Consider the following 26,365-nt stretch of genomic DNA (forward strand, 5'->3'; position numbering starts at 1 on the left):
AAAGATGAAACGTTTCGGAATGTTTGTAATGAGTACGGCAATGATTGGTATTCTCGCTGGGTGTGGTCAAGACGAGAAGGTACCGACGGAAGCTGTTTTACCTGAACCAATTGAAGTTGAACTTACAGTACCTGAACAAGGAAATGTGGATGAACCGGTAACGATCACTACGCTCGTGACGCAAGGTGAAGAATATGTAGATGATGCATCAGAAGTAGAGTATGAAATTTGGGAAGAAGGCAAGAAAGAAGACAGCATTCTCGTAGAAACAACCAATGATAAGGAAGGTATTTATTCAGCAGAAAACACATTTGAGACTGACGGGTTGTATCACGTGCAAGTTCACGTTACTGCACGGGGCATGCACGTCATGCCTGAAAAGCAAATTCAGATCGGAGAAGCTACTCAACAACCGGATGAACACGAAAGCGCACAAGAAGGTCAACATCATGAACATGGCGATGGAGTAGAAGGACTTTCTATTCACTTCGTGCAACCTGAGGAAGCAAAAGCAACGACAGATACAGAGTTGATGACGCATGCGCAGCTTGACGGCGAAGCAATTAAGGCACAGGTCCGTTATGAAATCATCTCTGCAGACAAAGAAACTACATGGGTAGATACGGATGAATCCAAGCCTGGTGAATATACAGCAAATTATCAATTCCCTAAAGCAGGCAGTTATCAAGTGATTATCCATATCGAAAATGAAGATATTCACGAGCACGAAGAACATACAGTAGAAGTGAAATAAGTACCATCCCTCGTCACTCCGGTGGCGAGGGTATTTTATTGGGAAGTAAAAGCTGTAATTCATTGATGAAAAGGGTTACACTAGTATATGTGAAAGATTAACGAATCAAGAGGAGTGTTAGCATGACAAATTATCCAGAAAAAACATGTTCCATTGAAAGACTTGTAACCATTCCGGAGGACGTACAAAAAGTACTTAACGGTGAAAAGTGGGCTACTAGACGTAATGGTGTCTATGCATACCCAGGCGAAACGATGACGTTAGAAGGTAAAGAGTATAAAATTGATAAATTATATGAACAAACACTCGGAGAACTAACAGATGAAGACGCCAAATCAGAAGGTCATACAACAGTTGAAGAGTATAAACAGGCGATGTTGTCGATCCACGACAAAATGCCTTGGCTTCCTAAAATGAAAGTTTGGGTGCATGAATATAGCCCAATTCAGAAATAATCTCCTAAATGAACTATTATTACGGAGCGATTGTCTTTGCACACGTAGTCTCGGCTATAATTTCAGTAGGACCTTTATTCCTCCTACTGCCATTAATACGCCGGCTACGTACTGCTAAAGCAGAAGCGGAAGACATCTATCTGGCGTTTATCCGAGTCATTATCCGACTCGTTATGCATTCAGGCCATGTGCTTGTTGTGTCCGGTATCCTACTGATTTTATTTGGTCCGTGGCCATGGCACACTTCGTGGGTTGTTCTCACAATAGGCGTCATGTTGCTGTCCGGATTCTTCCTGGCTACCGGTTTTTCCTCTGTATTGAAGAAATTCCATGAGTCAGGCAATGACAGGGATGCAGTTGTCAATAAACTGCAACGCACTGCTTGGATCTATATTGGATTGCTTATGGTGATGCTTTGGCTTATGGTACAAAAACCGGCAGTCTGGTAAAATTACATAGCGAGCAAAAAGATGTGTACAATGTTGCACATCTTTTTAATTTCAAGATTTGGTTTGACAGTGAAAATTACAGCGAATATGATGAAGATAGCAGTTTTTTGAAGGGAACGATTTGAAGATGAAAATGAAAGTACTCGGTCTGATGACGATCGTTGGATTGCTATTAACAGCGTGTAGTCCAACAAGTAGCAATGAAACGATAAAAATTGGTACGACGGCAGGAATTTATGCAAAAGTCATCGATCAGGCACTAAAACCAGCACTTGAAGAACAAGGTTACAATGTAGAAGTCGAATCATACGTAGATTTAATCGAGCCGAATAAAGAGTTGGCTGATGGCGAAATCGATGCCAACATGAACCAACAACAAATTAATCTCAATCAGTTTAACGAAGAATATGATTTGCCTATAGTTGCTCTGACGGAAGTTCCAAGCGTTGGTCTTGGTTTATACTCCAACTCGTTGACATCGATGGATGATATACCTAATGGATCATGGATTACTATTCCGAATGATGAACTAGGCACAGCTAGAGCACTACGCTTTCTCGAACAGCAGGGGTTAATTTCATTAGATCCAGATATTTCGACTTATGCGGTTACAGAAAAACACATTGAGAGTAATCCAAAAAACTTGAATATCCAGCCCGTCTTGATTGCTCAGCTAATTCCATCTATGGCAAGTGGTGATTTGGCGATCATTCCAGACAACTATGTCATTGTCAATGAAATGGAATTGGAAGATGCTCTTGCACATGAACAGCTTGGTGAAGAATTGCAATATATTGTTGCGGTCAGAGAAGAAGATCGTGAGAAGGATTTTGCCATAGCGATTAAAGAAGCTGTCGCATCAGAGAAGTTCCAAGAAGCTATTGATGAACATTTCCAAGGCTTCGGAAAATAAAAACCACGTATGGACTCAACTATGAGTCATACGTGGTTTTTTCGTCTTCCTTATTTTTGCTGTCGCTTCAAAAAATCTACATCTGGATAATAGGCATCTTTCACGAGTAAATTGGGTCCAAGACAACGAACAGCAGGGCAGTGACAGCTTACGCTTTTTGCTAATGGATGTTGTTGCCATTTAGCATATAAATCAGTCAAATGGTCGGTTTGAATATTCCCAAGTGGGGGAACATCTCCGAAATCTGTCACGATCACGTCTCCGGTAAACATATTGACATTCAACCGGGAACGTCCATCTGGATCATTTCGTACAGTGACATTTTCACTTGCTGCAAGTTTCGTAAATAATTCTTGGTCTCTCGCGTCGTTACTGCAATTATAAAATGGCAATGTTCCAAATAGCATCCAAGTTTGTGGATCACGGTATGATAGCAAATCGAACATTGCTGTGCGTGTTTCATCTAAAGTTAGCACATCCAATGAAGAAGCGAAATCGCTAGGATACATAGGATGTATTTCATGGCGTCCGCATTTCATTTCATGGACAATTTGTTCGTGGATCGTCTGTAAATGAGGCAATGTTCGGCGATTCAGCATCGTTTCCGCTGACACCATAACACCCATTTCAGACAAGGCGCGACTGTTTTCGATCATTCGTCCGAATTGTGCTGCACGGCGTTCACGTGGCGGCTTGCGTTCCATCCGAGCGAATCCACCATCGATGAAATCATCCACTGTACCCCAGTTATGTGAAATATGCAGTACATTCAAATACGGTGCGATTAATTCATAACGTTCAATTGGCATAGTTAGGTTTGAATTCATCTGTGTCTGGATCCCGCGCGCATGTGCATACTGCAATAATGGTACGACATACTGCTCTACGGACTTCTTCGAGAACATCGGTTCTCCACCAGTCAAGCTAATCGTTCGCAAGTGGGGGATCTCCTCCAACCTCTGCAACAACAGCTCGATTGGTAATGCTTGTGGATCTTTCGGTTGTAGCATATAACCTACCGCGCAATGTTCACAACGCATATTGCAGAGATAGGTCGTCGTGAATTCTATGCTGGATAGGACTTGCTTACCGTGCAAATCTACATCTTGATATGCTTCCCATGCATCTGATAAACGGGAATGTGATAGTACCATGTTTCTAACTCCTTATATTCATTAATTTTTATCGCTAGCATATTCCGCTAGATCCTTCGCATATTTACTCATCGAAGAGGTAGAAACATCGAATGCTTCGGCGATCTCTTTTAATGTCATATCAAGCGATTCGTAATAATTATTGTCTTGTCCATAACGGATTGCACCCGCCGCGATCGCTAGTTTCTTACGCGCTTTCGGCTGTTCATCTACTAAGAAGTCTTCGAGCACTTCAAGCAAAGCGTTCGATTCTCGGTCATGTTGCTTTAAAAATTCACTAGCCGACTCTATAACGCCTGCTTCAAATTCGGTAAACTCATCTCCGGTATAGCCACTTTCACCAAGTGCAATCCAGAATTTCATGATGGAGTCTTTTAGTGAAGGATTCTCTGTATCTGCAAGTGTTTTAGCAAACTGTTTGATTGCTTCCGAATGATCAATCGGGAAGAAAATTAAACTTGAGACTGCTAGATAATTACCTTCAGACGTCCCATCGGAAAGTATGAAGCAATAGAAGTGTACGCCAACGGGAACAGGTTTATCGCTTTCTTTCCACAAGTTAATCGTTTCATCACCAAGAATACTTGTAGCTGTTAAATATGTATCTCCGACAGCAGTTACTTCACCGACAAATACCCGCGGCTCTGACCATCTATCAAGCAATTCTAGAATGGATGGCCGAATATGTTTTTTCTTCTGCTTTGCCACATAGTCGTCCCAAATATCTCTTCGTTGATGGAAGAAGAATTCATCAAGCGCAATCGTTTCAATCATTTCTTGTGGTAAATAACTATTCAATGAAGATTTCCATGTATTTGCAAATTCCACGAACGCAGGTATATCTGATCGCTGTGGATGAATATCATAAAACGTTTGCAATAAGTGCTCCATTTCATCTGTCAACAAATCCTCAACTGTCACAGCTTCTTTTCGTTCACAGCACTTTTTATATTTCTTGCCACTGCCACATGGACATGGATCGTTACGTCCAACCATAAAAACACTTCCCTTTTTAAAATTACTACATATCTAAGTGTACCAAACGAGAGGCAACTTCGCATGATATTTGTGTGATGAGTAATCAGCAGTGAAATCTTCGCTTATTTGTACAAAAAAATAGTGTTGGAAGTATACAAGTACATGGAATAAAAGAAAGTATGCAGTTTAATTCTATCTTTTATTTTTGGAAAAATATTACGCAATTAGGTTAACATTTTGTCTGTTCTTCCATATGCTATTTCGAGGTGACCTATGGAACAGTCGATCTTGCTGTTTTTATTGTATGCAGACATCTGTTTGATCATTGGCTTTTATATGTACATCCGAAAAATGAGGAAATTGATTGGTTTTCATTTAGGTATGAATATGAGCATGGTTATGGGCGGTATGGCCGCATTGTTATTTGGAATCATGCTTATCACGCATATGCCGTTTCACTTTACGTATATTACATTACTCTCGGCAATTATCGGAGGAGCAGTTGGAGCTTGGTTTGGCTTGTTGATTGATTATCAGACGTTTGTGACTGGATTGACAAATGGTCTGATTGTCGGGCTGATGGCACCAATGATTGGCACGGTTTTGGAGATGCAAATGCTATTTGTCTGGTTTCTACATGCTTTCTTCATCGGTAGTTTAGGTGTATTGTTCATTTCTATTAAAAGGGCGTGAAGGGGGCTATGCTACTTATAATTTTGCTGTTCATGTGGTGTGTTGGTGAAATACTAATCAACTATCGAGTAGTGAGGAAGAAAAGACTGTTGTTTGAAGACCGATTCACAAAAACGATTTGTATGGCAATTGCGTCCATTTCTTCCTTCGCAACAGCATTGTACTTCGAATTATTGTTACCGGAAGATCAAATCGCTACTTATTTATTACCCGTATTACTAGGAGTGTTTATCGGTTGGCAATTCGGCTCGCTTATTAAAGCACCAGCTTCATTAAATGGTCTATATAACGGCGTGATAGGAGGCGTAATGGGTATGATGCTTGGTGCAGTGCTGAAAAATCCTGCACTTTGCAATATACCTCTTGATTCTAATTCAATGATTGCGAGTAATCTTTTCACCATCACTATATTTATAGCCTTTTCTCATTCGTTGGTTTGTTTCTTCATCCGCCGTTCTATGAGAGGGTGAAGATCATTTGGGCAGGAGAGGAGAACAGTAGTGAAAAAGTTCATCATCATTTTGATGTTGCCTATCTTTTTCGGGATTATATACGCCGTGTGGTCAAAGGCAGTGGAACTACCGAAAATTGGGGAAGTAACGGAATGGCCGTTTACCGAAGTGGGCGGGAACGAGACAAACTTCCAGGGCAAACCGAAGCTTGTCACATTTTTCTACACAAAGTGTCCCGATGTTTGTCCAACTACTATGTGGGATCTGACAGCCTTGCAGAAGGTAATGGAAGGTAGGGGAATATCCCAAGATGAGTACTTCATCATAGCTATCACCGTAGATCCTGAATATGATACGAAAGAGAAAATAGTACGTTATAAAGAATTATTTACTATCGAAGACCCTAACTGGTTGTTCTTTAGAGGTACAGAAGAATCGACTAAAGAGTTCTCAAAATACCTGAATTTTTATTACGACAAAAATGAAGATGGTTTCGTTACGCATTCGACGTCTATGTATATTGTTGATGATCAGGATTTGGTAAGAGCTCATCATAATATGGCAACAGGGAAAAATAGCGTAGCCATTGAGGAAATCGCTAATCATTTACAACAACTTATCAAATAGTTCTAGCGTTACTTTTCGAATGATAGTAAGGAGGTGATCTTCATAAAGGAAGTTAGTAGAAATCCCGCTTTTTCCTCGCCAACAAGTAATGGGCCTGATGAACAAACTAGAGTGTTAACAGATTATATCAGCCAGAAAAATTTATTTAAAATAGCCGGAATTCATGAGCCCCTCAGGAAATCATTGACACTCAAAAAGTTCTTCAAAAGCAAACGGAACCAGCAAGTCGTCATTTCATCATTTGGCGAGGTGGACAGTAGTCTAGAAACAGAGGGGAAAGTCGCAGCAATTGGTAGAGATTTTGTTATGCTGACGAATCTACAGAAACGAATATGGATTCCCTACACGTATATTGAAACAGCAAATATCCCCTTTGGTTTTCCTTCCTATTCCAATACGCATCAGCATCACCTATATGATAATCAGTTGCAAAAAAATCTTACGCTTCGATTTGGCGAAACGGTTAACAAAAGAGAAGTACTCGTCCAACAGTTTTTTGAGGAATCTTTTCGGACCAATTTTCTTTCATGGAAAGGTACGAGAGTGGAAGCCGTTTTGAGTAATGAAACCGTAAGCGGAAAGATCATGAATACGACAAAGAGCGAGTTACTGCTCACGAGCTTTGGCACAGTACGCAAGATTCCTTTAGTGGAAATTCGCATTGTATCTACTATCTCACTAGTTTCCTTTTGGAAAAAAGAGATGAGAACGTTGCTCCAATCATTTGGTGGAAAAGTAAGAGGAGGCAGAAAGAATGAAAAATAAAAAAAAGATTCAATCCCATGATTTCTCAGGATTGATAGATCAGGAAGTTCTTATCATTACAAAGGCAGTGCAGCTTAATATACTAGGCCAAGTATTCCGTCCAATTTTTTGCGGTACAGTTTCTGAAGTGGGTGTAGGGCATTTAACCTTAACGCCTGTTACAGTCAAAATGGTGAATGCTCCTTTTTATAAGTTCCCGACACCATTGAGTATACCTTTGGAGAAAATCGTGTCATTTACGACAGAAGTACCTTGTGATTTAGTCTTTCCGTTAACTTAAAAAGGAGTTGAATGCATGACACAGCAAAATGAATGTCAGCCAATCAATATTGTTCGGGAAGAAGGAATCATCGTCCACTTTAGCCAGAACATAGGCCAAAGAGTATTGATCCTGACGGAGGCCTTTCCGTTTATGTTCATAGGTGAAATTATTAGTGTAGTGGATGATATTGTGGAAATGAAAGTTCAGACAACATCTATCCCTGCATTGGAAGGGAAAACATGGTTTGTTCATATTGACACCATTGAAGTGTTCTATATCGAAACAGAAAATGGAGTTCCAATCCCGGAATTAAAAGAGTAGAAGATGAGGTGAAGTGAGTGAAAAGACGCTACCACGTAGTAGCCATTCCTATACGGATTGTCCTGAACACATTTGGGGATCACAATCCGAATGGCATGATGTATGTATTGAAGGAAAACGAAGAAAAAGTGAAGCAACTCGTAAAGAAAAATCCTTTTATGCCTGTTGATCTCGTTCAACCGCTCTTTATCCGGGCGAATGAAGGAGATGTCGTGGAAATACTGTTTGAAAATAAACTCCCATTCCATGCAGGTATGCATTTTCAGGAAGCAGAATACGATGTTTGCCAATCGGATGGAGCGAATGTTGGATTCAATAAGGAAACGACTGTAGCGCCATGTGAAAAAATCTTATATAAGCTGCATTTGATGAAAGAAGGAAACTATTACTTCTCTGATCTAGGAAATGTCTCGAGTGACCAAAACGGTTCTAACTCCAACGGTCTTGTCGGAGGATTATGTGTGCAAAGCCGTTTCTCCTGGTGGACCGATCCTGAAACAGGCAAGCCAATAAATAGCGGACAATATGCGGATGTCCATCATCCTTTGCTACCTTCCTTCCGAGAGTATGTGTGGATGTTTACAGATGAAATGGAAGTGGATGATCTAACAGGCAACAGACCGATTAATCATTTCTCCAATCAAGAAGTAGAGTCGTTCCATGGCGCTAATTATCGCTATGAACCAGAAAACAGACGAGAACAATTAGTCGCAGAAGGCGTCGTCTGTCCAAACTGTGAGGGAGAAGAAGTGCACCATGATTCATGGGTCTTCGGCGACCCGTCGACACCGATTCTGCGGGGGTATGTCGGGGATCCTGCAAAAATACGACTATTTCATGGCGGTGTGAAGGAAACACATGTATTCCACTATCACGTCCACCAATGGTTCAGTGATCCAGGTGATTTGTCTTCTGAGATTTTTGATGCGCAGGCCATTAGTCCGCAAAGTCATTACACGATTCAGCCGCTATACGGTCTTGGCAGCTTGCACGGCTCTTTTGGAGATGCAGTCATCCACTGTCATCTCTATCCGCATTTCGCGGCAGGAATGTGGGGGATGAATCGTGTCTTCAATACACTTCAAGACGGCAGCCAGTGCTATCCGAATGGTGTTCCGATCAAGGCACTTAAGCCACTACCGGATAGACCGGCGCCGCCAAAACCAACTAAACAGAAACCTGGATTCCCGAATTTTATTCCAGGAAAAGTCGGTTTGAAAGCACCTCGTCCACCAATGAGTATTGTTGGAGGTAGGGTGTTGACTGAACTTGAGAGAAATGCTGCAATTGCAAATCCTAGACCGGGGGCAGTTTTTACCGACCCGTGTCCTGAAGGTGTACCTGTAAAGGAGTTCAATATCTCCTTAATTGAGATTCCGCTTACTTATAACCGAGAAGGTTGGCATGACCCGACTGGACGAATATTTGTGCTTGATGAAGATTTGGACGATATTTGTTCAGGAAAGAAAGCACCGGAACCGCTCGTCATCCATGCATCCAGTAATACGCGCTATGAAATCAATTTCACAAACCGTTTGCCGCATATCTTGGATGGTGACGCATTCCAGCTAGTTACGCGAACTTACGAGGCGGGTTTGCACATCCACTTTGTGAAGTTCGATGTACTCGTAAATGACGGTGGAAATATCGGATGGAACTATGATTCATCTGTTCTATCCGGTGAAACGATCCGATACTCTTACTATGCAGATGTTGAGCTTAAAGCATGGTTCTTCCATGATCATATATTCCCGTCAGCCCATCAACAGCACGGTGTCTTCGGTTCCGGTGTCGTCCATCCGCGCTTTTCTGGATTTCTTGATTCCGCGACTGGGGAGGAAGTGGATCAGGGGGTGGAAATTACTGTTACCAATCCACTTATCCCCGATTATAGAGACTTTGCGATATTCGCACAAGACTTCACACACTTATTTAACAAAGACGGTAAACCATTAGCACCTCCGCCATTCCCGGGCTCACCAGATGATCCAGGGCTGTTTGGAGTGAACTATAAAAATGAACCACTGCAATTCCGTTTAGGTAAGGACTGCGATCCTGCTTACAGTTTCAGTTCGTATGTAAAAGGCGATCCTATTACACCGATTTTTAAAGCGTATGAGGGGGATTCCATCCGGATCCGGTTGCTTCAAGGGGCACAGGAAGAATCCCATAGTTTTAATGTGCATGGTCTACGTTGGCTGAATGAGCGCGGAGATCTAAATTCCAGGTTGGAAAACCAGCAGCATATAGGAATCTCCGAATCATTTACGATGGAGATGAATGTGCCGAGGTCAGGTGATTATTTATGGACTTTTGAAACGGAAGAGGATTTATGGAATGGACTCTGGGGTCTGATTAGGGCATACGATGAAAAAGTTCCTGAACTAATCAAACTGCCCGATCGGTCCGAACCGAAAGAGCGTTCAAAACCTTTGCCGGAATGTACAGGGATCAAACCGCCATCAGCAGCAGATCCAACTATAGAGATAGTGGAGGGGCCTCTGCGAAAATACGATGTCGTAGCCTTTCAAACCTCGATCCAGTATAACTCGTTCGGTGATCATGATCCGGATGCCATCATCTTTGCGTTGCGTGAGGATATGGAGGCTATACAGAACGGCGAGAAAGAACCGGTACCGCTCATCTTACGTGGCAACGTGGGGGATACTGTCGATGTTACGTTAACTAGCTATCTGAAACCAGAGCTGTTTCCATTCAAGGACGGAATCTATCCGTATCCGATTGTGAAGGAGCAAGCATTTTATCCACCATCTTTACGTATCTCACTTCATGCTCAATTACTTGATTATGACGTTAAGACGTCTGCAGGAGAGACAGTTGGATTCAATGGCGATCAAACAGTTGGTCCAGGTGAGTCTAGGACGTATCGCTGGTATGTCGATTCTGCGGTCGGTGTGTGCGGCATGTGGGATATGGCGGATATCCGCAACCATCGTTCGCAAGGCGCGTTCGGTGCATTTATAGCAGAACCGAGGGGAACCGAATATTTGGATCCGTATACACTGGAGCCAGTCACGATAGGAGCGAATGTTATCTTGCGCAATCCCTACTTGCCAGATACGAGAGAATTCGTGATTGTGATGCATGACGGTGTCAGGCTACTTGATCAAAACAATCAAGTCATTTTCGATCCAGTGGACGGTATTTTGCTGGCTCCGCCTGAGATAGACGAGGATTTGCTAGATACGTATGATCAAGGGTCGCGAGGCTTTAACTATCGAAGCGAGCGGCTGATTAATCGTTATCGACAACATGCAAAAATCCATGATGTATTCAGTTCAGATGTTTTTGGCGACCCATCCACTCCAGTTTTCGAAAGCTATGTGGGGGACCCGGTTACAATACGATTAGTCACACCGGCTGAAAGACGAAGATCGCACACATTCCATCTGCATGGTCACCGTTGGAAATTTGATTCCAAAGATATTTATTCACGAACAGAATCATATGTCGGATTTAACGTTGCGGGTGCTAAAAGAAATTTGCAACTGCTTGGCGGTGCAGGAGCTTATAACGGATTCTCGGGCGATTTCATGTATCGATCAGGAAACATTCGCTGGGATATCGAGCAAGGGATGTGGGGGATCATGCGGGTTTTCGAAGAGCTTAAAAAGCATCTCCCAAAACTAGATCAATAGTTTGTGAAGGAACGGGGGTGTGAAAATGGGTAAAAAGAGAATAAAGAAAAAACAAATGAAAAAGCAAATGGAAAAGCAAATCGAAAAACAGGATTTTTTCATCCCGAAAAAATGCTGTCCAAGCCGGGCAGAGAATCCGGAATTGCCATCTCCAGAAAGCTGTCTTCCTCCTGAAAAGCGTGAGGAAGTAGACAAGAAAATCGCAGAAGCCAATAGATTATTACTGGATCTGGCACTTGACGATAACCGATCCGTTCAAGAAACGTATCAACGGGCGTTTGACGGTTTGATTGGTCTGGAAGTAGAGATAATAAATCCTTTAGATGAAACGCTTTCTGGAGTAGTGGTGATGGCGGCATTTGATTTTATCTTGTTAAGGCGAGACGATTATAAAATCATCGTGCCATATGAACAGATTGAATCGGTCAAATCCTCGGGCTGCTATGCTGAACTAGTACCGGAGGCCAATTTACTGAATATCGGTCCACGTTTACGTAGGAAGCTAACATTTCAGTTTGGAAAAGTCGTCGGCTCTTCTCCAGAGCTTATTCAGCTATTCTTCAAAATTCCGTTAGCGGTCTATCTGCTGTTGTTTGAAGAGCAAACTATAAAAGTTCGAGTTGGACGGTCACTAATTGAAGGGGTACTAGTGGATGTGAATAAAGAGTCCATTGTACTGGAGTTGAATAAAGAAAAAAGTATCATCGCCATTGGAAATATTGGCCACATCGTGGTAGATAAATAAAAAATCAGTCCCTATAATTGGGGACTGATTTTTTATTACTATACTACCTGCATGGGTTCTTGGAATGGCAACATCCTAGGGTCTTGATTTGTGAAATCTTGTCGATTGGTAAAATCAAAGTATTACCGATTGGATGATCTACTTTCTTTCGTTTCTTTCCTTTTTTATCAGCAGTACAACCACAGTCTGCGGGCAATTCGCCTGGTTTCCCGTTCACGAATATCTCGACAAAGTTAGAGCCGACAAAAGTAATAGTACCCTTTACAATTTCTTCTTCCATTTGGAACTCCACCTCACAACAAACCATTTGGCGCAAACGGAAGTTAAGACCGTCTTGCAAACCGCCTAAACGGACCATGAAGCACGGATTACATAAGTCTTTTCTACAACGGGTACAGTATTTGGCACCACATTTTTTTTTGGGGCACTTCTGACAGTAATTGTGTTCTCCACATTTACAATGATTTTCTTTTTTCAAAGCATTCACCTCCCACCGCTCTTTGTAGTATATGAATATCTGATGCTTGGGAGATGATGTAACAACCTAATGAAGTTGTATTATCTAAAAATTGACTGATTAAAATATATAGTGGATGTATTTCGACTAACCAGCCACACACTTCCTTTTCAATTATAAGGCTAAGCGTACAAAAAGAGAGTCAAGTTCGCATGATATTTGTGTGGAGTAACAATGTTGGAGAAATTAAAAACCACTCTTTGAATCATCTAGATTCAGAGAGTGGTCCATTACGTAGTATTAGCTATCCAAACTCTTGATGAATTGCAATACTTCATCCGCGGTAGATAGGGAAAGAATATGATCTATCTGATTTTCTAAGGTGGCCTTAGATAGTTTCTGGATTTGTGAACGTGCACGAAGTATCGAGGATGCACTCATGGAAAACTCATCCAATCCCATCCCGAGTAGTATAGGAATTGCCGTTTCGTCACGAGCCATTTCTCCACACATTCCTACCATCTTACCTTCTTTATGAGCTGCATCGATAATCATTTTTATAAAGCGTAAAATAGATGGATTATATGGCTGGTAGAGGTACGAAACGTGTTCATTCATCCGATCAGCAGCCATCGTATATTGAATTAAATCATTTGAACCAATTGAGAAGAAATCTACTTCCTTTGCAAATATGTCAGCCAATATAGCTACAGCTGGCGTTTCAACCATAATTCCGAGTTGAATCGTCTCGTTCACGTCAATTTTTTCACTGATGAGTTGTTGCTTTACATCTAAGAATATTTCTTTTGCTTGCCTGAATTCATCAATCGTTGTGATCATCGGAAACATGATCCGCAAGTTTCCATATATACTGGCACGCAATAAAGCGCGTAACTGTGTTCTGAACATCTCTTCGTGATCGAGACATAGACGGATAGCACGTAGCCCTAAGAATGGATTGGCTTCATGCGGAAGCTGTAAGTAAGGTAATTCTTTGTCACCACCAATGTCTAGAGTCCGGACAATGGTAGCTTTTCCATTCATTTGTTCTAGCACGCTTTTATAGGCTTCGAACTGTTCATCTTCGGTTGGGAATTGTTCTTTTCCCATGTAAAGAAACTCCGTGCGGAATAAACCAATCGCTTCTCCACCATTTTTTAAGACACTTTCAACATCGTCGGGTGTCCCAATATTTCCTGATAATTCAACGCGATGACTATCAAGCGTAATGGCGGGCTCATTCGCAAGTAATTGCCATTCTGCCTTTTGTTTAGCAAATGCATGCTGTTTTTCTTGATAAGCGACTAATGTTTCTGCGTCAGGGTTCACAATAACTCTCCCAGCTTCCCCGTCTACAATAATGATTTCGCCGTTTTGAATCGTAGCCATTGCAGTTTTACTTCCAACAACAGCTGGAATTTCTAGTGTTCTCGCTAAAATAGCAGAGTGAGAAGTAGGACCCCCAATATCCGTCACGAAACCTTTAATTAGTTCAGGATTCAGTTGAACAGTGTGAGAAGGCGTCAAGTCTTCCGCAATGATAACGACCTCTTGTGTAATAGCTTTGGGTGATTGAATGCTGACTCCGAGCAAATGGGAAAGGATTCGTTTCGTCACATCCCGAATATCAGCAGCGCGTTCTCTCATATATGGATCATCCATCGCTTCGAACATTGAAACGTATAAGTTTGCTGCCTCTTGTACTGCATACTCGGCGTTTACGTGTTGCGTCTGAATGGTATCTGTAATAGCGGCGCTTAAATCTGGATCGTCGAGAACAAGTAAATGTGCACTGAAAATAGCTGCTTCCTGTTCACTGAACTTTTCCTGTGTCTGTCTCTGAATAGTCGTCAATTCTGATCGGGAATGAGAGAGTGCGCTTTGCAGACGATCTATCTCTGCTGACAAGTCTGAAATGGATTCCTTCAGTACAGTCAACTCAGCATTTTCTAGACGAAAGGCTTTGGCGATAGAGATACCATTGGAGGCTGGTATGCCCTGAAGGATCTTTTCCATTAGTCTTGTGCGCCTTCAGATCGTAATAATTCCTCCAGCTTATTCATCGCTTCTCCTTCATCCTCACCATCCGCAATCACCGTGATTGTAGATCCTGCAGCGACACCAAGTGACATCACACCAAGAATAGATTTTAGGTTTACTTTCTTTTCTTTATACTCAAGTGAAAGTTCTGATTTGAAAGGAGTGGCGGCAGCGACCAATTGGGAAGCTGGACGTGCGTGAAGACCTTCACCATTGCTAAATACGAATTGTTTTTTTATCATTACGAAAACCTCCTGTAGTTTGCTTTGAATGTTTTTGACTGCTTATGAATGATTATGATAGATTTTATTGAATAATTCAAGTAATATGGTGTTATTGATAGAAAAGGTGGGGGGCACATGCTGACAAATGAACGATTTGAATTAATTTTGAATAAATTAGCTACTCATAAAACAGTGAAGATTACAGAATTAATAGAAGCAACCGATGCATCTGAATCTACCATCCGACGAGATTTAACTGAACTTGAAACGCTCAATAAACTTCAACGTATTCACGGCGGAGCCACGTTACCAGATCGAGACATGCAAGAACTAAGCATTTCAGCCAAGTCGGAAAAACATTTTTCAGAAAAGGTAAAAGTTGCTTCCTTGGCAGCAAGTATAGTCAAAGAAGGGGATTTCATCTATCTAGATGCGGGTACTACTACGTTTCAAATGATACCTTTTCTAAAAGACCGTAATATAACGGTTGTAACAAATGGGCTGACTCATGTTGAATCATTAACTGAGCAAGGCATTTCCTCTTATTTAATAGGAGGTTATGTCAAAGCTACAACAGGTGCACTTGTAGGACAACAAGCTAGGAACTCATTGAAACAATATCATTTCAATAAATGTTTTTTAGGTACGAATGGAGTGGACCCTGTTCATGGGTATACGACTCCAGACCCTGATGAGGCAACTGTCAAAAGTTTGGCAGCAGAGCAATCCAGAACTACTTATATAGTGGCGGATCATTCCAAAGTGAAAAAAAGTAGTTTTATTAAATTTTTATCTATAGAAGAGGCAGTCTTGCTGATTGATGAATTGCCAGACGACATTCTATATGAACTGGAAGAAAAAACGTTAGTAAAGGTGGTGCAGAAATGATCTTCACATGTACATTCATGCCGACAGTAGACTATACCGCGTATTTATCCAATTTTGAGCGTGGAGAACTGAATCGTACAAATGAAGTGTATTATTATCCAGGCGGAAAAGGTATTAACGTATCACGGGTAGTTCACAGACTAGGTGCAGAAACAGTGGCATGCGGTTTCATTGGTGGTTTCACAGGAGACTATATTGAGGACTTTTTGCAAAAAGAAGGAATAAAAACCGATTTTATTCGCACGACAGATATTACTCGAATCAATGTGAAAATTAAATCGACTGAAGAAACGGAATTAAATGGGCCTGGTCCAATTTTAAATGAAAAGAATTTTCAGAGGCTTCTTGAACGAATCAGTCGACTAACAGAAGACGACTGGTTAGTGATCGCAGGTAGAATTCCAGCCTCTTTACCTTCGTCGTTCGTATCCGAGCTTGCTACACTTTGTGAAAAAAATAAAGTGAGGCTCGTAGTGGATACATCAGGACCTGCATTGAAACAGATTATGGAAATAACTAAGCCATTCTTGATCAAGCCGAATGAACAGGAACTTGGAGAATTGGTTGGCAAGACCATTCATAGTAAACAAGAGGCAGTTGGCTATGCCAAAAAATTAGTAGGTGAAGGTATTCAACATGTAGTGATATCGATGGGTAAGGAAGGGGCACTCTATGTATCAGCTACAGAAACATTGGCAGCTACTGCGCCGAAGGGTAAGCTCGTCAATTCAGTAGGTGCGGGGGATTCACTAGTATCAGGTTTTATCGCATCCTACTCTATAGATGGGCATGCAGAAAATGCTTTCAGATATGGAGTTGCTAGCGGAAGTGCTACCGCTTTCCAGTCCGATTTATGTAAAAAGGAAGATGTTGAGTCATTATTGAGTCAAGTGATCATTACGAAACTATAGGAAGAGGTGCTATTCTATGAAAATCACACAATTATTGACAGAGGACACAATCAATCTTCATTTGCAGTCTAGGTCGAAGGATGCGGTCTTATCTGAACTGGTTCAGCAGTTACATGATGCAGGGAAATTACGTGACAAAGAACAATTCACCAATGATATTCTGAATCGGGAAAGTCAAAGTACGACGGGTATTGGTGAAGGAATCGCTATTCCACACGCGAAGTCAGCTGCTGTTCAGACGCCTGCTATCGCGTTTGGGCGTTCTATTGAAGGTATAGACTTTGACTCGCTTGACAGCCAACCGGCACATTTGTTTTTCATGATTGCAGCAAGCGAAGGAGCCAACGACGACCATTTAGATGCACTGTCTAGACTTGCGAAATTTTTGATGGATACTTCATTTCGTGAAAAAATCTTGTCAGCACAATCAGCAGCGGACGTATTGCAAGCAGTCAATGATAAAGAGTCGGAATTGGATGATGAAGTAACAGAAGAAGTACAAGCACCTAAAGAAGAGAAATCAACTGTACGTTTGCTAGCGGTTACGGCTTGTCCGACTGGTATTGCGCATACGTATATGGCTGCAGAAAAATTGAATGAGAGAGCAAAAGAACGTGGCCTTTCATTGAAAGTAGAAACGAACGGTTCATCCGGTGTGAAGAATAGATTAACAGATGCAGAAATTGCAGAAGCTGATGCCATAATTGTGGCAGCTGATACGAAAGTGGAGATGGCTCGATTCGCTGGAAAACATGTGATCCAGACGAAAGTCGGAGATGCTATCTATGAAACGGATGCATTACTGGATAGGGCAATTGAAAAAGATGCACCAATTTATCAGCTGGAAAAAGGTCAGGAAGATACTTCATCGAGTGAAAAGAAGAGTGGTTTTTATAAGCATTTGATGAACGGCGTATCAAATATGCTACCATTCGTTGTCGGTGGAGGGATTTTGATAGCGCTCTCTTTCTTCTGGGGAATCGAATCGTCTAATCCAGACAGTCCTGAATATAATGCCTTTGCAGCTATGCTTAACACTATAGGCGGCGGAAAAGCATTCTTCCTCATGGTTCCTGTGTTGGCTGGCTTCATAGCTTCAAGCATAGCTGATCGACCTGGTTTTGCTCCCGGTATGATAGGGGGTCTGATTGCCATCACGGTTTCAGGTGTAGATGAAGTGGGTGGCGGTTCAGGGTTTTTAGGCGGTCTTATTGCAGGGTTTTTAGCAGGGTATATCACTTTACTTGTTAAGAAATTATTTGCTCGTTTACCTAATTCATTAGAAGGCTTAAAACCCGTGCTGTTTTATCCGGTTTTCAGTATTGCAGCGACAGGAATAATTATGTTGCTTATCAATCCACAATTGGCCAAGCTATACACTGGATTTTCCGCTTTCCTTGAAGGGATGGGCGGTACGAATCAAATTTTAGTTGGTTTAGTTATTGGTGGAATGATGGCTGTGGATATGGGTGGACCGGTCAATAAAGCGGCATACACATTCGGTATTGCCATGCTAGATGCACAGAATTTCCAATTTATCGCAGCAGTAATGGCAGGTGGGATGGTACCACCGCTTGGTATGGCGATCGCGACAACGTTATTTAAAAATCGTTATACAAAGACAGAGCGTGAAGCAGGGAAAACGGCGTATGTGCTCGGTGCCTGCTTCATAACGGAAGGTGTTATTCCGTTTGCAGCAGCTGATCCATTGCGTGTCATTCCGGCTTCCGTAATAGGGGCAGCGACAGCAGGTGCACTAACGATGGCATTTGATATCGCCTTACGCGCACCACACGGAGGAATCTTCGTCATGGGACTCGTTGAAGGTGGAATCAGTAAAATTCTACTGTATGCACTTGCAATAATTATTGGTTCTGTTATTACAGGCTTAATTGCCGGCATGTTGCGTAAGAAGCCTGCTTGATCAAAATTTGTATATCTATTATAAGCTGTCCATGTAAAGTCATCAGTTGACATAACATGGCCAGCTTTTTACTTTTTCTATCCAATTTTATAGCAACATGGTAAACTATTCAGACTGTATACATTCGCATGAACTAGAATACCCTTACTAGTACAAAGTATGAAAGATTTTCTAAGTGTATTGTGATGTGAGGAAAACTATATAGAAAAGGGGAATAATTGAATGGGATTATTTGATGCGCTTTTAGGAAATGCTTCCGTCGTAAACAACGATGAAGTGAGGAAAGAACTAGACTTGATCTTGGCAGAAGGCGAAGAAGTGGAAGCCGCGTTTAAGCTAGTGCGAGATTTAATCGTATTCACGAAAACACGATTAATACTCGTAGACAAGCAAGGTATCACAGGAAAGAAAGTGGAATACCATTCCGTCCCATTCAAAAGTATCTCTCATTATAGTGTAGAAACTGCAGGTACATTTGATGTGGATGCGGAATTGAAAATTTGGATATCAAGCTCACTGACTCCGCATATTGAAAAACAGTTTAGAAAAGATAAAGCTATTTATGATATTCAGAAAATATTAGCTACGGTTTGTGTTTAATGTACATCGTATTTAAAGAAGTGGTACTTTCTGTAATAGAAAGTACCACTTCACCATTATTTCGTTTTAGGTGAATTAACATTTTCATACGCAACGAGCGTTACACCTAATTTATCTTCTAAGCGATTCAGTGCATGTAAATCTTCGGTACTTAATTGTGCAATCGACGTATCTTTTGTCATATACATAACTTCCTTTCACTGTTTAAGTATAAGGTGGCTGAATCGTACTAAATTATACATACAATTGATAAGGAGGCCACGCTATGTCTGATCCAACTGTATTCGAAAACTTAAAAGTCGCATTTGAAAACCATATATATGATTTGGATAATCTGGAACAAACAGTTCATATTTTACATCGCAAAGATCAACTAGATTTAGCCGTGATGGCAAGAGAATTCACCATTCGTTTTACCAGAGTCGGCTTTCCGTCTGTCATTGTCGATCTTAAATTACATTCATCCCTTAAGGAACTGGCGGATGAAATACTTGAAATCCAAGACATGGATCCGGGCTGTACGCTTACATTACTAGTCCGCACATTTATTCAAGATGTAGAAAAAGAATGTGAAGAAATTGCGAGTATTCTCCGTACTGTATGGGAAAACGATATTAGTTATACACAAACACTTAGCTTCCGTCATGAACAAACAGAACCAGGGTTCATGAATAGGATCAACATTCATTTTAAACCAAAATTAACTGAAGAACATATGGGAGAAATCGGCGCATTCTTAAAAAGTGTACTGGATATGATGGAGCAAATTGGAGAAGTGTCATAATGAAAGAAAAAACGCTTCCTTTGACGGAGCGTTTTTCAAATACTACTATAATACTGTTTGTGTAAAAGCCCAAATATAGTCTAAACCATCTTCAGATGGACGACTTGGATCACCGATCGATAGCACGCCTATTCCTGGATCTTCCACGTTTGATAAGGACCGATAAGGGATAAATTGATCATGCGTACAAAAACGGCAAATAAGTGGATGTTTTAAAATCGTTATACAGCTTCTAACGCTTTCAAGCTATTTTACCCAGCATTCAACACCTACCTTATTTTTTAAAACGATTACCTGTATTGACATAGATTAAGGTAAATACTAGTACTACTATGAAAAGTGCTAATCCTACAATAAAGTATACATCTTCCTCTAACAGCTCACTCACAGCGAACAAGCCGACACAAAAACTTAAAGCGAACATGATTTTCGCCATGAACTTGCATAACGCACGTTCATTAATGCGCATCTTTTTTTCGATTGGCATCGTATTATAGCCTGACAGCAAGGACGCTCCTTTACCTTGCCAAAGTGCTATACCATATACAATGAATGCAATCATGATAACAATATCAAGAAGTAGGCCGGTCATAGTGATTCCTCATTTCATGACAAAGAATGGGCATCCAATAAAAAATGGAGCCAACTCTTTGACGAGTTAACTCCATTCTATCTCATTACATAGCGGTCTGCCGAGTCTTTACAGCCATCGATAAAGAGATCGCGGCACATAAGAATGCGATTATCACAATTACGCCACCAACTGCCGGCATATTTGTTACATTGCCTGTTTGACTAAAGACTACCCCGCCAACTCCAGATCCAAGCGCAATCCCGACTTGTAGCGCCGAGTTATTGAAACTCTGGTGCACATCGGAAGTTACCGAATCACTTTGGATAATATAATCTTGCTGAGCAGGTGCTAGAGCCCAGCTTAATCCACCCCAAATCATCATGAAGATAATGAAAAGTGGAATGGAGAATGTCGAATAGGGAAGTGCAAATAAACTAATTGCAAATGCCCCTAATATGATTAAAATGCTTCTCTTCGAGCCAAGCCGTGAAGCTAGTCCGCCACCAAATGCCCCGCCTGCTACTGCTGCAAGTCCAAATAGGAAGTAGAATACACTGATCCAATAAGGGCTTAACTTCATCGTAGTCTCTAGGAAGGGGGTGAAATACGCATATACCGTATAATGTCCCGCGAGCATAAACATGGTCGCTAAATGAGCGAAAAATATCTTCTTATTAGCTAAAGCTTTAAGTTGAACGGACAATGGTTGCACTTTCGCGTTCGGTATTTTTTCGAGAAACTTTGCAATCAATACAATAGAACCTACTGTCAAGATTGCAATTCCTAAAAACACTGAACGCCATCCGAATGCGTTCGTTACTACAATCCCAATGGGTACCCCTAGAACAAGCGATGAGCTGATTCCCATGTATATATAGCCAAGCGACTTAGCTCTAACACGCGGCTCGACCATTCGTGCTGTAATCGTTAACGACAGCACAATGACGAGTGCTGCACTTGCAGCTGTCAAGACACGAGCAGCCATCATCAAGCCGAATGTCGGACTGAAGTACGTTAGGATGTTTCCAAGTAAGAATACGACCAAAGTAATCAAATATAATTTCTTGCGTTCCACTTTCGCGGTCAGTGACAATAATACAGGTCCTGCTACCGCGTAGACGAGAGCGAATACTGTAATGAGTTGTCCAGCCGTTGCGATTGAAACATTCAAATCATCAGCAATGACGGGCAAAATCCCGCCGACTACCAATTCTACCAGTCCTACCGTAACGGCGGATACTGCCAATAATAAAACACGTAAATCCAAAACAATTCCTCCTACTAGTGTCCCTACACTATTTTTTGAAATAGAAAAATCCCGATTACAAAAATGATTTTGTAATCAGGATTTGACGGTTCCTGGTAGAGACCCTCGAACCATATTATCGAGGTTATACATGTTGATTCCGTAATGAAATTTTCTATTGTTCAATTTATCATGGAATGTGAAATATGGCAAGTTGGATAGCAGGTTATTTATAAAAAATCTTGAATTTAACACATAGTGTAAAAGTTATATTCATTCTGCTCCATAATCTGGTTCGAATAGTCTCAAGTTGTAAAAGACATCATAATCAAGTATACTTTTCCCGATAAACCTGTGCGGATCAATACAATAATAAAGGATGGATATACATGACATTTGAAGAAATATTGCCACGCTTGAAGGCTGGAGAGAAAGTCATACGCAGTAACTGGGGTGGAGCGGAATTATACGTGAAGCTAGTAGGAGAAAGCGAACAAGATGGTAAAAAGCTAAATCCATATTTCGTGATTGATGTAACGGGTGAAGGCTATACCATGTTCACACCAACAGTTTGCGACTTACTAGCTGAAGACTGGGTCATCGTAGAGTAAATCGGAAGAATCCAAGCTCATGAGAATTCATGAGCTTTTTTATGTGGGAGGCTATTATGAAATTTGCAGAATATGAAAAAAAGACAGTCGTAGTGACAGGTGGTGCGTCTGGTATTGGGTACGCACAGGCAGTGGCGTTTTTAGAAAATGGAGCGAATGTCTTTGCGCTTGATATAAACGAAGGGAATCTTAGAAAATTGCAACAGGAGTATCCGTCACAGTTTGCCTATGCGATTGGAAGTGTCAGTGCAAAGGACGAAGTAGCACACGCTGTCAAAGAAGCATGTAACGTGTTTGGTACAATAGATATTTTACTAAACACAGCAGGGGTGCTCGATGGTTTTGCAAAAACTCTAGACACTGATGAAGCGCTTTGGGATACAATCATGGATACGAATGTGAAAGGTACATACTTTATGACGAATGAAGTATTGCCACATATGATCGCTCGAAAGTCAGGTGTCATTGTCAATATGGCATCCATTGCAGGACTTGTGGCAGGCGGTGGCGGTGCAGCTTATACTGCATCCAAACATGCCATTGTCGGTTATACAAAGCAACTGGACATGGATTACTGCCGAGAGGGGATTCGTGCGAATGCAATTGCACCAGGCGCGATCCAGACCCCGATGAACAAGGCGGATTTTGAAGGCGATGGTGAAATGGCGAAGTGGGTAGCGGAAGAAACGCCTGCAGGTCGATGGGCGCAGCCGAGTGAGGTTGCAAGCCTGACATTATACGTAGCCAGTTCCGCAGCGGATTATATTCATGGAGCGGTTATTCCGATTGACGGAGGTTGGATTGCAAAATAAAGCTTTTGTATTACAAGGAACTCTGTTATAATACCGAAGCAAGCAAATTCTGTTTGCACTACGGCACTTTTGATCGAGCGATAGGCTCTTTCTTCCTTTGGTCGTAGTTATTACTGGAATAGCAATTGTGCTATTTCACAAAGGAGAAAATAAAATGAGTATGTCTTATGTTAAGGATTCACCTAAGAGTAAGAGTACGGTGAATGAACTGACAAAAACAGCGCTCGTCGCAGCTTTGTATGTGGCGGTGACGTTTGTCTTTGCAGTGATTAGTTTTGGCGCAGTCCAACTGCGTTTGTCAGAGATGTTCAACTATCTGGCTTTGTATAATAAAAGGTATGTGATCGGTGTCACACTAGGTGTCATGTTCGCAAACTTTATGTCTCCCACTTGGATATTGGATGTGCCGATTGGTTCGATGGCTACGTTAGTCGCGTTATTAATATGTCGTGCACTAACAAAGAAAATAAAAAACGATATCGTCAAAATGGTAATCACTGCTATTGTGTTTGCACTGTCCATGTGTGCCATTGCAGCCCAATTGACTATTATGCTTGGTTTCCCGTTCTGGGCTACTTGGCTGACAGCTGGAATTGGCGAGTTGTTATCCATGACAATTGGCGGAATCATTATATACTCGTTGAATAAGAAAATAGATTTGTCCAAATAAAAGAGAGCATATTCGCAGATTTTGTGAATATGCTCTCTTTCTTCTTTCCTAGAAATAAACTCATTACATATTGAATAGGGTTAGACCCATTCGATCTACTTATTAAGCACGTTGCAAAACGGTAAATGAAATTGCATAAATAATCAAACCACTAATCGGAATAGAAGCTACTGCGAATAATGGATACCAAATATGATCCAAAAAGTAGTTAGGAATAAACATGAATGAACCAATCATGAAAAAGGAGAAAATTAATATTCCCGAAAAAGCATAACTAATGGCTTTTCGTGTATTCGCCACTGCTCGTTCGTCTGTAGAATCGTATTCGAACGTTATGAAGTCACGTATATCCGTATTCTTATTTTTACGCATACGTAAAAAGTGAATCAGATTAGCGATAATAAAAAGAATGAGTATAGCAATCATCAAAGATCCTGGCCATGTGTTAACTTGTACTGTAAATCCTTCAATATATCCTCTATCCATCTGAATGAATTTTTGTTCAACCCGAAGAAAATCAAAAACCATTATAGCTAAAGCAATGAATAGCACGATTCGTAAAGTAACAGAAATAAAAATATTCTTCATTTAAGCATCCTCCTTGTAAAAAATTTCTTCAATTGACAACTCAAATACTTCTGCAATGTTCATGGCAAGCAAAAGAGAAGGAGTATAACTACCTTTTTCTAATGCCACTATCGTTTGTCGTGTAACCCCAACTTGTTCTGCAAGTGCACCTTGTGTTAAATCCATTCGCGCACGCAATTCTTTGACTCGATTTTTAATCACGCAATTCATCACCTCGTCTAGTTTTAATGTATACTAAACTTTACATTATGTCTAGTTAACTATACTATAATTTAAATAAGAAATGTGCATATCAAGTTGTGATGTAGTTATAGAACCACTAAAAAAGATGTCCATAGAAGTGTTTCAACTTCTTGGACATCCTATTATCATTTTATACCTCTGCATCTGTATCTTTTAGTTGTGGATTCTTGATCAGCAGCGCTAATAGAAGTCCTACAATGGATATACAACCTGATACGAGGAAGGCTGTATTAACACCTTGGATTTGACCTGCAATGGTTCCGTTATCCAGATCAGATGTGATCATGACTGTAACGAGTGCAGCAGTTCCGATGGATCCTGAAATCTGTCGAAATGTATTGTTCATTGCAGTACCATGAGAAATTAAATGAGTGGGTAGCTGGTTCAACCCTAGTGTAGTGGATGGCATCATAATCATTGCAATCCCAAACATCCTTACAGCGTTCAATATGGCTAAATATGTGAACGTTGTATCTACTGATAAGTTGGCAAACATGAACGTCGTGACCGTTAAAATGGTGAAGCCAGACAGTAGTAACCATTTGGCTCCATATTTATCGAATATCGTACCGGTCACTGGATTCATGATTCCCATGACAATTGCCCCTGGTAGCAGCATAAGACCTGAGTGGAGAGCATTAAAACCAAGCATAGTCTGCATGAACAACGGCAAAATCACTGTCGATGCAATCATGGAAGCAAATACGATCATACCTAGGCTAGTTGCCAGTGTGAATACGCCATACTTGAACACTTTAAACTCGAGAATGGGTTGTTCCAGTTTCAATTGTCTTAAAATGAACCAAGCGAGTGAAATCGCCCCAACGATTAACGAGATCAAAACGTTCGAATGAAGCCAACCAGTATTCCCTGCAATACTGAAACCGTAGAGCAATCCACCAAAACCGAATGTAGAGAGAACGATCGATAAATAATCCATTTTGGGATTGGTCAGTTTCGTTACATTTTTCAGCAAGAAATAAGCGGCTACAATATTCAACAGAGCAAACGGCAAAACAACATAGAATACGCTGCGCCAAGGGAATTGATCTACGAGATAACCAGATAAGCTCGGTCCGATAGCAGGGGCGAATGCAATAACGAGTCCAAAGTAACCCATTGCTTTTCCGCGTTGCTCAATCGGAAATAGTAAAAACATAATAGTTTGCAAGAGTGGCATCATAATCCCGGCTCCCGCACCTTGGAGAACTCTACCTATTAACAATATAGAGAAATTTGGAGAAGTCGCTGCGATTAGTGTACCTAAAGCAAATATACTCATCGCTGTCAAAAATAGACGTCGGGTTGTAAACTTTCCGATGAAAAAAGCTGTAATAGGGATCATAATCCCGTTGACCAACATGAAGATCGACTGCAACCACTGCACTGTACTTTCGCTAATCCGAAGATCTATCATAATTGGCGGAAGGGCAGTAGCGAGAAGCGTTTGATTCAGAATTGTGATGAACGCACCCGATAATAGTACGATCATTAAGGGAAGGTTCTTTTTAAAATCGAATTTCTGTGAGTTTACCATGTCCACGCATCACCTCATTATTAATTACA

At 41.1% G+C, this 26,365-nt stretch carries 31 protein-coding genes and 1 riboswitch; of the genes, 20 read left to right on the top strand and 11 right to left on the bottom strand.

Annotated features, from left to right (window positions below):
- Window positions 1-4: 4 nt before the first annotated feature.
- The 4 genes from H605_RS0102625 to H605_RS0102640 all read left to right on the top strand — a co-directional run bounded on the left by H605_RS0102625 (window position 5) and on the right by H605_RS0102640 (window position 2,571).
- Window positions 5-754: a FixH family protein gene (locus H605_RS0102625; RefSeq protein WP_029052763.1), complete on the top strand. Its 750-nt coding sequence runs from the start codon at window positions 5-7 to the stop codon at window positions 752-754.
- Window positions 755-876: 122 nt separating this feature from the next.
- On the top strand, window positions 877-1,209 hold the full coding sequence (locus H605_RS0102630) for an ASCH domain-containing protein (RefSeq protein WP_029052764.1): 333 nt from the start codon (window positions 877-879) through the stop codon (window positions 1,207-1,209).
- Between the two features lie 8 nt (window positions 1,210-1,217).
- Window positions 1,218-1,658: a hypothetical protein gene (locus H605_RS0102635; RefSeq protein WP_029052765.1), complete on the top strand. Its 441-nt coding sequence runs from the start codon at window positions 1,218-1,220 to the stop codon at window positions 1,656-1,658.
- Window positions 1,659-1,785: 127 nt separating this feature from the next.
- Window positions 1,786-2,571, top strand: a complete 786-nt coding sequence (locus H605_RS0102640) for a MetQ/NlpA family ABC transporter substrate-binding protein (RefSeq protein ID WP_029052766.1) — start codon at window positions 1,786-1,788, stop codon at window positions 2,569-2,571.
- 50 nt (window positions 2,572-2,621) lie between these two features.
- On the opposite strand, the gene yfkAB is transcribed toward H605_RS0102640, so the two are convergent.
- Window positions 2,622-3,725 (bottom strand): radical SAM/CxCxxxxC motif protein YfkAB, encoded by a 1,104-nt coding sequence (yfkAB, locus tag H605_RS0102645; RefSeq protein ID WP_029052767.1) that lies wholly within the window; start codon window positions 3,723-3,725, stop codon window positions 2,622-2,624.
- A gap of 21 nt (window positions 3,726-3,746) precedes the next feature.
- Window positions 3,747-4,721 (bottom strand): SEC-C metal-binding domain-containing protein, encoded by a 975-nt coding sequence (locus tag H605_RS0102650; protein ID WP_029052768.1) that lies wholly within the window; start codon window positions 4,719-4,721, stop codon window positions 3,747-3,749.
- Window positions 4,722-4,976: 255 nt separating this feature from the next.
- Here H605_RS0102650 and H605_RS0102655 point away from each other — a divergent pair, with 255 nt between their 5' ends.
- The 8 genes from H605_RS0102655 (at window position 4,977) to H605_RS0102690 (ending at window position 12,227) form a co-directional block, all read left to right on the top strand.
- A complete protein-coding gene (locus H605_RS0102655) occupies window positions 4,977-5,396 on the top strand; it encodes a hypothetical protein (RefSeq protein ID WP_029052769.1) in 420 nt (139 codons plus the stop codon).
- Between the two features lie 8 nt (window positions 5,397-5,404).
- The gene (locus H605_RS0102660) at window positions 5,405-5,866 is read left to right on the top strand and encodes a hypothetical protein (protein ID WP_037561495.1); all 462 of its coding nucleotides are present in this window, start codon (window positions 5,405-5,407) and stop codon (window positions 5,864-5,866) included.
- A gap of 30 nt (window positions 5,867-5,896) precedes the next feature.
- A complete protein-coding gene (locus H605_RS0102665; RefSeq protein WP_029052771.1) occupies window positions 5,897-6,475 on the top strand; it encodes an SCO family protein in 579 nt (192 codons plus the stop codon).
- A 111-nt stretch (window positions 6,476-6,586) separates the two neighbouring features.
- Window positions 6,587-7,240, top strand: coding sequence for a hypothetical protein (locus H605_RS17305; protein WP_248681195.1), 654 nt, complete (start codon window positions 6,587-6,589; stop codon window positions 7,238-7,240).
- On the top strand, window positions 7,230-7,520 hold the full coding sequence (locus H605_RS0102675; RefSeq protein ID WP_029052772.1) for a hypothetical protein: 291 nt from the start codon (window positions 7,230-7,232) through the stop codon (window positions 7,518-7,520). Before H605_RS17305 ends, H605_RS0102675 begins: the two co-directional genes overlap by 11 nt.
- A 15-nt stretch (window positions 7,521-7,535) precedes the next feature.
- Complete coding sequence (locus H605_RS0102680) at window positions 7,536-7,823, top strand: hypothetical protein (protein WP_029052773.1); 288 nt, start codon at window positions 7,536-7,538, stop codon at window positions 7,821-7,823.
- A 17-nt stretch (window positions 7,824-7,840) separates the two neighbouring features.
- Entirely contained in the window at window positions 7,841-11,482 is a 3,642-nt protein-coding gene (locus tag H605_RS0102685) for a multicopper oxidase (RefSeq protein ID WP_029052774.1), read from the top strand.
- Between the two features lie 25 nt (window positions 11,483-11,507).
- A complete protein-coding gene (locus H605_RS0102690) occupies window positions 11,508-12,227 on the top strand; it encodes a hypothetical protein (RefSeq protein WP_029052775.1) in 720 nt (239 codons plus the stop codon).
- A gap of 43 nt (window positions 12,228-12,270) precedes the next feature.
- Here H605_RS0102690 and H605_RS0102695 read toward each other — a convergent pair whose 3' ends face one another.
- From H605_RS0102695 to H605_RS0102705, 3 genes are all read right to left on the bottom strand, one after another.
- Window positions 12,271-12,585, bottom strand: coding sequence for a hypothetical protein (locus H605_RS0102695; RefSeq protein ID WP_155979459.1), 315 nt, complete (start codon window positions 12,583-12,585; stop codon window positions 12,271-12,273).
- 399 nt (window positions 12,586-12,984) lie between these two features.
- On the bottom strand, window positions 12,985-14,700 hold the full coding sequence (gene ptsP / locus H605_RS0102700; RefSeq protein ID WP_029052777.1) for a phosphoenolpyruvate--protein phosphotransferase: 1,716 nt from the start codon (window positions 14,698-14,700) through the stop codon (window positions 12,985-12,987).
- Window positions 14,700-14,966 carry an HPr family phosphocarrier protein gene (locus H605_RS0102705; protein ID WP_029052778.1) on the bottom strand — a complete coding sequence of 89 codons (267 nt, stop codon included), beginning with the start codon at window positions 14,964-14,966 and terminating at the stop codon, window positions 14,700-14,702. Before H605_RS0102705 ends, ptsP begins: the two co-directional genes overlap by 1 nt.
- A 117-nt stretch (window positions 14,967-15,083) precedes the next feature.
- Between H605_RS0102705 and H605_RS0102710 the strand changes: the two genes are divergently transcribed.
- The 4 genes from H605_RS0102710 to H605_RS0102725 all read left to right on the top strand — a co-directional run bounded on the left by H605_RS0102710 (window position 15,084) and on the right by H605_RS0102725 (window position 19,271).
- Window positions 15,084-15,836 (top strand): DeoR/GlpR family DNA-binding transcription regulator, encoded by a 753-nt coding sequence (locus H605_RS0102710; RefSeq protein WP_029052779.1) that lies wholly within the window; start codon window positions 15,084-15,086, stop codon window positions 15,834-15,836.
- Window positions 15,833-16,747, top strand: coding sequence for a 1-phosphofructokinase (gene pfkB / locus H605_RS0102715; protein WP_029052780.1), 915 nt, complete (start codon window positions 15,833-15,835; stop codon window positions 16,745-16,747). Before H605_RS0102710 ends, pfkB begins: the two co-directional genes overlap by 4 nt.
- Before the next feature lie 16 nt (window positions 16,748-16,763).
- Window positions 16,764-18,671 (top strand): PTS fructose transporter subunit IIABC, encoded by a 1,908-nt coding sequence (locus H605_RS0102720; RefSeq protein WP_029052781.1) that lies wholly within the window; start codon window positions 16,764-16,766, stop codon window positions 18,669-18,671.
- A 222-nt stretch (window positions 18,672-18,893) separates the two neighbouring features.
- The gene (locus H605_RS0102725; RefSeq protein WP_029052782.1) at window positions 18,894-19,271 is read left to right on the top strand and encodes a PH domain-containing protein; all 378 of its coding nucleotides are present in this window, start codon (window positions 18,894-18,896) and stop codon (window positions 19,269-19,271) included.
- Between the two features lie 56 nt (window positions 19,272-19,327).
- On the opposite strand, the gene H605_RS19535 is transcribed toward H605_RS0102725, so the two are convergent.
- Window positions 19,328-19,453 carry a hypothetical protein gene (locus tag H605_RS19535; RefSeq protein ID WP_255407670.1) on the bottom strand — a complete coding sequence of 42 codons (126 nt, stop codon included), beginning with the start codon at window positions 19,451-19,453 and terminating at the stop codon, window positions 19,328-19,330.
- An 83-nt stretch (window positions 19,454-19,536) separates the two neighbouring features.
- On the opposite strand from H605_RS19535, the gene H605_RS0102735 reads away from it, so the two are divergent.
- Window positions 19,537-20,055, top strand: coding sequence for a hypothetical protein (locus H605_RS0102735; protein WP_029052783.1), 519 nt, complete (start codon window positions 19,537-19,539; stop codon window positions 20,053-20,055).
- 274 nt (window positions 20,056-20,329) lie between these two features.
- Here H605_RS0102735 and H605_RS0102740 read toward each other — a convergent pair whose 3' ends face one another.
- A complete protein-coding gene (locus tag H605_RS0102740) occupies window positions 20,330-20,647 on the bottom strand; it encodes a DUF3784 domain-containing protein (protein ID WP_029052784.1) in 318 nt (105 codons plus the stop codon).
- Between the two features lie 85 nt (window positions 20,648-20,732).
- Window positions 20,733-21,896 (bottom strand): MFS transporter, encoded by a 1,164-nt coding sequence (locus H605_RS0102745; protein ID WP_029052785.1) that lies wholly within the window; start codon window positions 21,894-21,896, stop codon window positions 20,733-20,735.
- Between the two features lie 52 nt (window positions 21,897-21,948).
- Window positions 21,949-22,048, bottom strand: a riboswitch (purine riboswitch).
- A gap of 216 nt (window positions 22,049-22,264) precedes the next feature.
- Between H605_RS0102745 and H605_RS0102750 the strand changes: the two genes are divergently transcribed.
- The 3 genes from H605_RS0102750 (at window position 22,265) to H605_RS0102760 (ending at window position 23,968) form a co-directional block, all read left to right on the top strand.
- Window positions 22,265-22,486, top strand: a complete 222-nt coding sequence (locus tag H605_RS0102750) for a DUF2829 domain-containing protein (protein ID WP_029052786.1) — start codon at window positions 22,265-22,267, stop codon at window positions 22,484-22,486.
- Window positions 22,487-22,542: 56 nt separating this feature from the next.
- Window positions 22,543-23,298 carry a 3-oxoacyl-ACP reductase gene (locus H605_RS0102755; protein WP_029052787.1) on the top strand — a complete coding sequence of 252 codons (756 nt, stop codon included), beginning with the start codon at window positions 22,543-22,545 and terminating at the stop codon, window positions 23,296-23,298.
- A 154-nt stretch (window positions 23,299-23,452) separates the two neighbouring features.
- Complete coding sequence (locus H605_RS0102760) at window positions 23,453-23,968, top strand: QueT transporter family protein (protein WP_099639603.1); 516 nt, start codon at window positions 23,453-23,455, stop codon at window positions 23,966-23,968.
- A gap of 102 nt (window positions 23,969-24,070) precedes the next feature.
- On the opposite strand, the gene H605_RS0102765 is transcribed toward H605_RS0102760, so the two are convergent.
- The 3 genes from H605_RS0102765 to H605_RS0102775 all read right to left on the bottom strand — a co-directional run bounded on the left by H605_RS0102765 (window position 24,071) and on the right by H605_RS0102775 (window position 26,291).
- Window positions 24,071-24,556 (bottom strand): hypothetical protein, encoded by a 486-nt coding sequence (locus tag H605_RS0102765; protein WP_029052789.1) that lies wholly within the window; start codon window positions 24,554-24,556, stop codon window positions 24,071-24,073.
- Window positions 24,557-24,766: a helix-turn-helix transcriptional regulator gene (locus H605_RS0102770; protein WP_037561497.1), complete on the bottom strand. Its 210-nt coding sequence runs from the start codon at window positions 24,764-24,766 to the stop codon at window positions 24,557-24,559.
- 163 nt (window positions 24,767-24,929) lie between these two features.
- Window positions 24,930-26,291 carry an MDR family MFS transporter gene (locus tag H605_RS0102775; protein WP_276324875.1) on the bottom strand — a complete coding sequence of 454 codons (1,362 nt, stop codon included), beginning with the start codon at window positions 26,289-26,291 and terminating at the stop codon, window positions 24,930-24,932.
- Between the last annotated feature and the right edge of the window lie 74 nt (window positions 26,292-26,365).

Source organism: Sporosarcina ureae DSM 2281 (assembly GCF_000425545.1).
Lineage (GTDB): Bacteria > Bacillota > Bacilli > Bacillales_A > Planococcaceae > Sporosarcina > Sporosarcina ureae.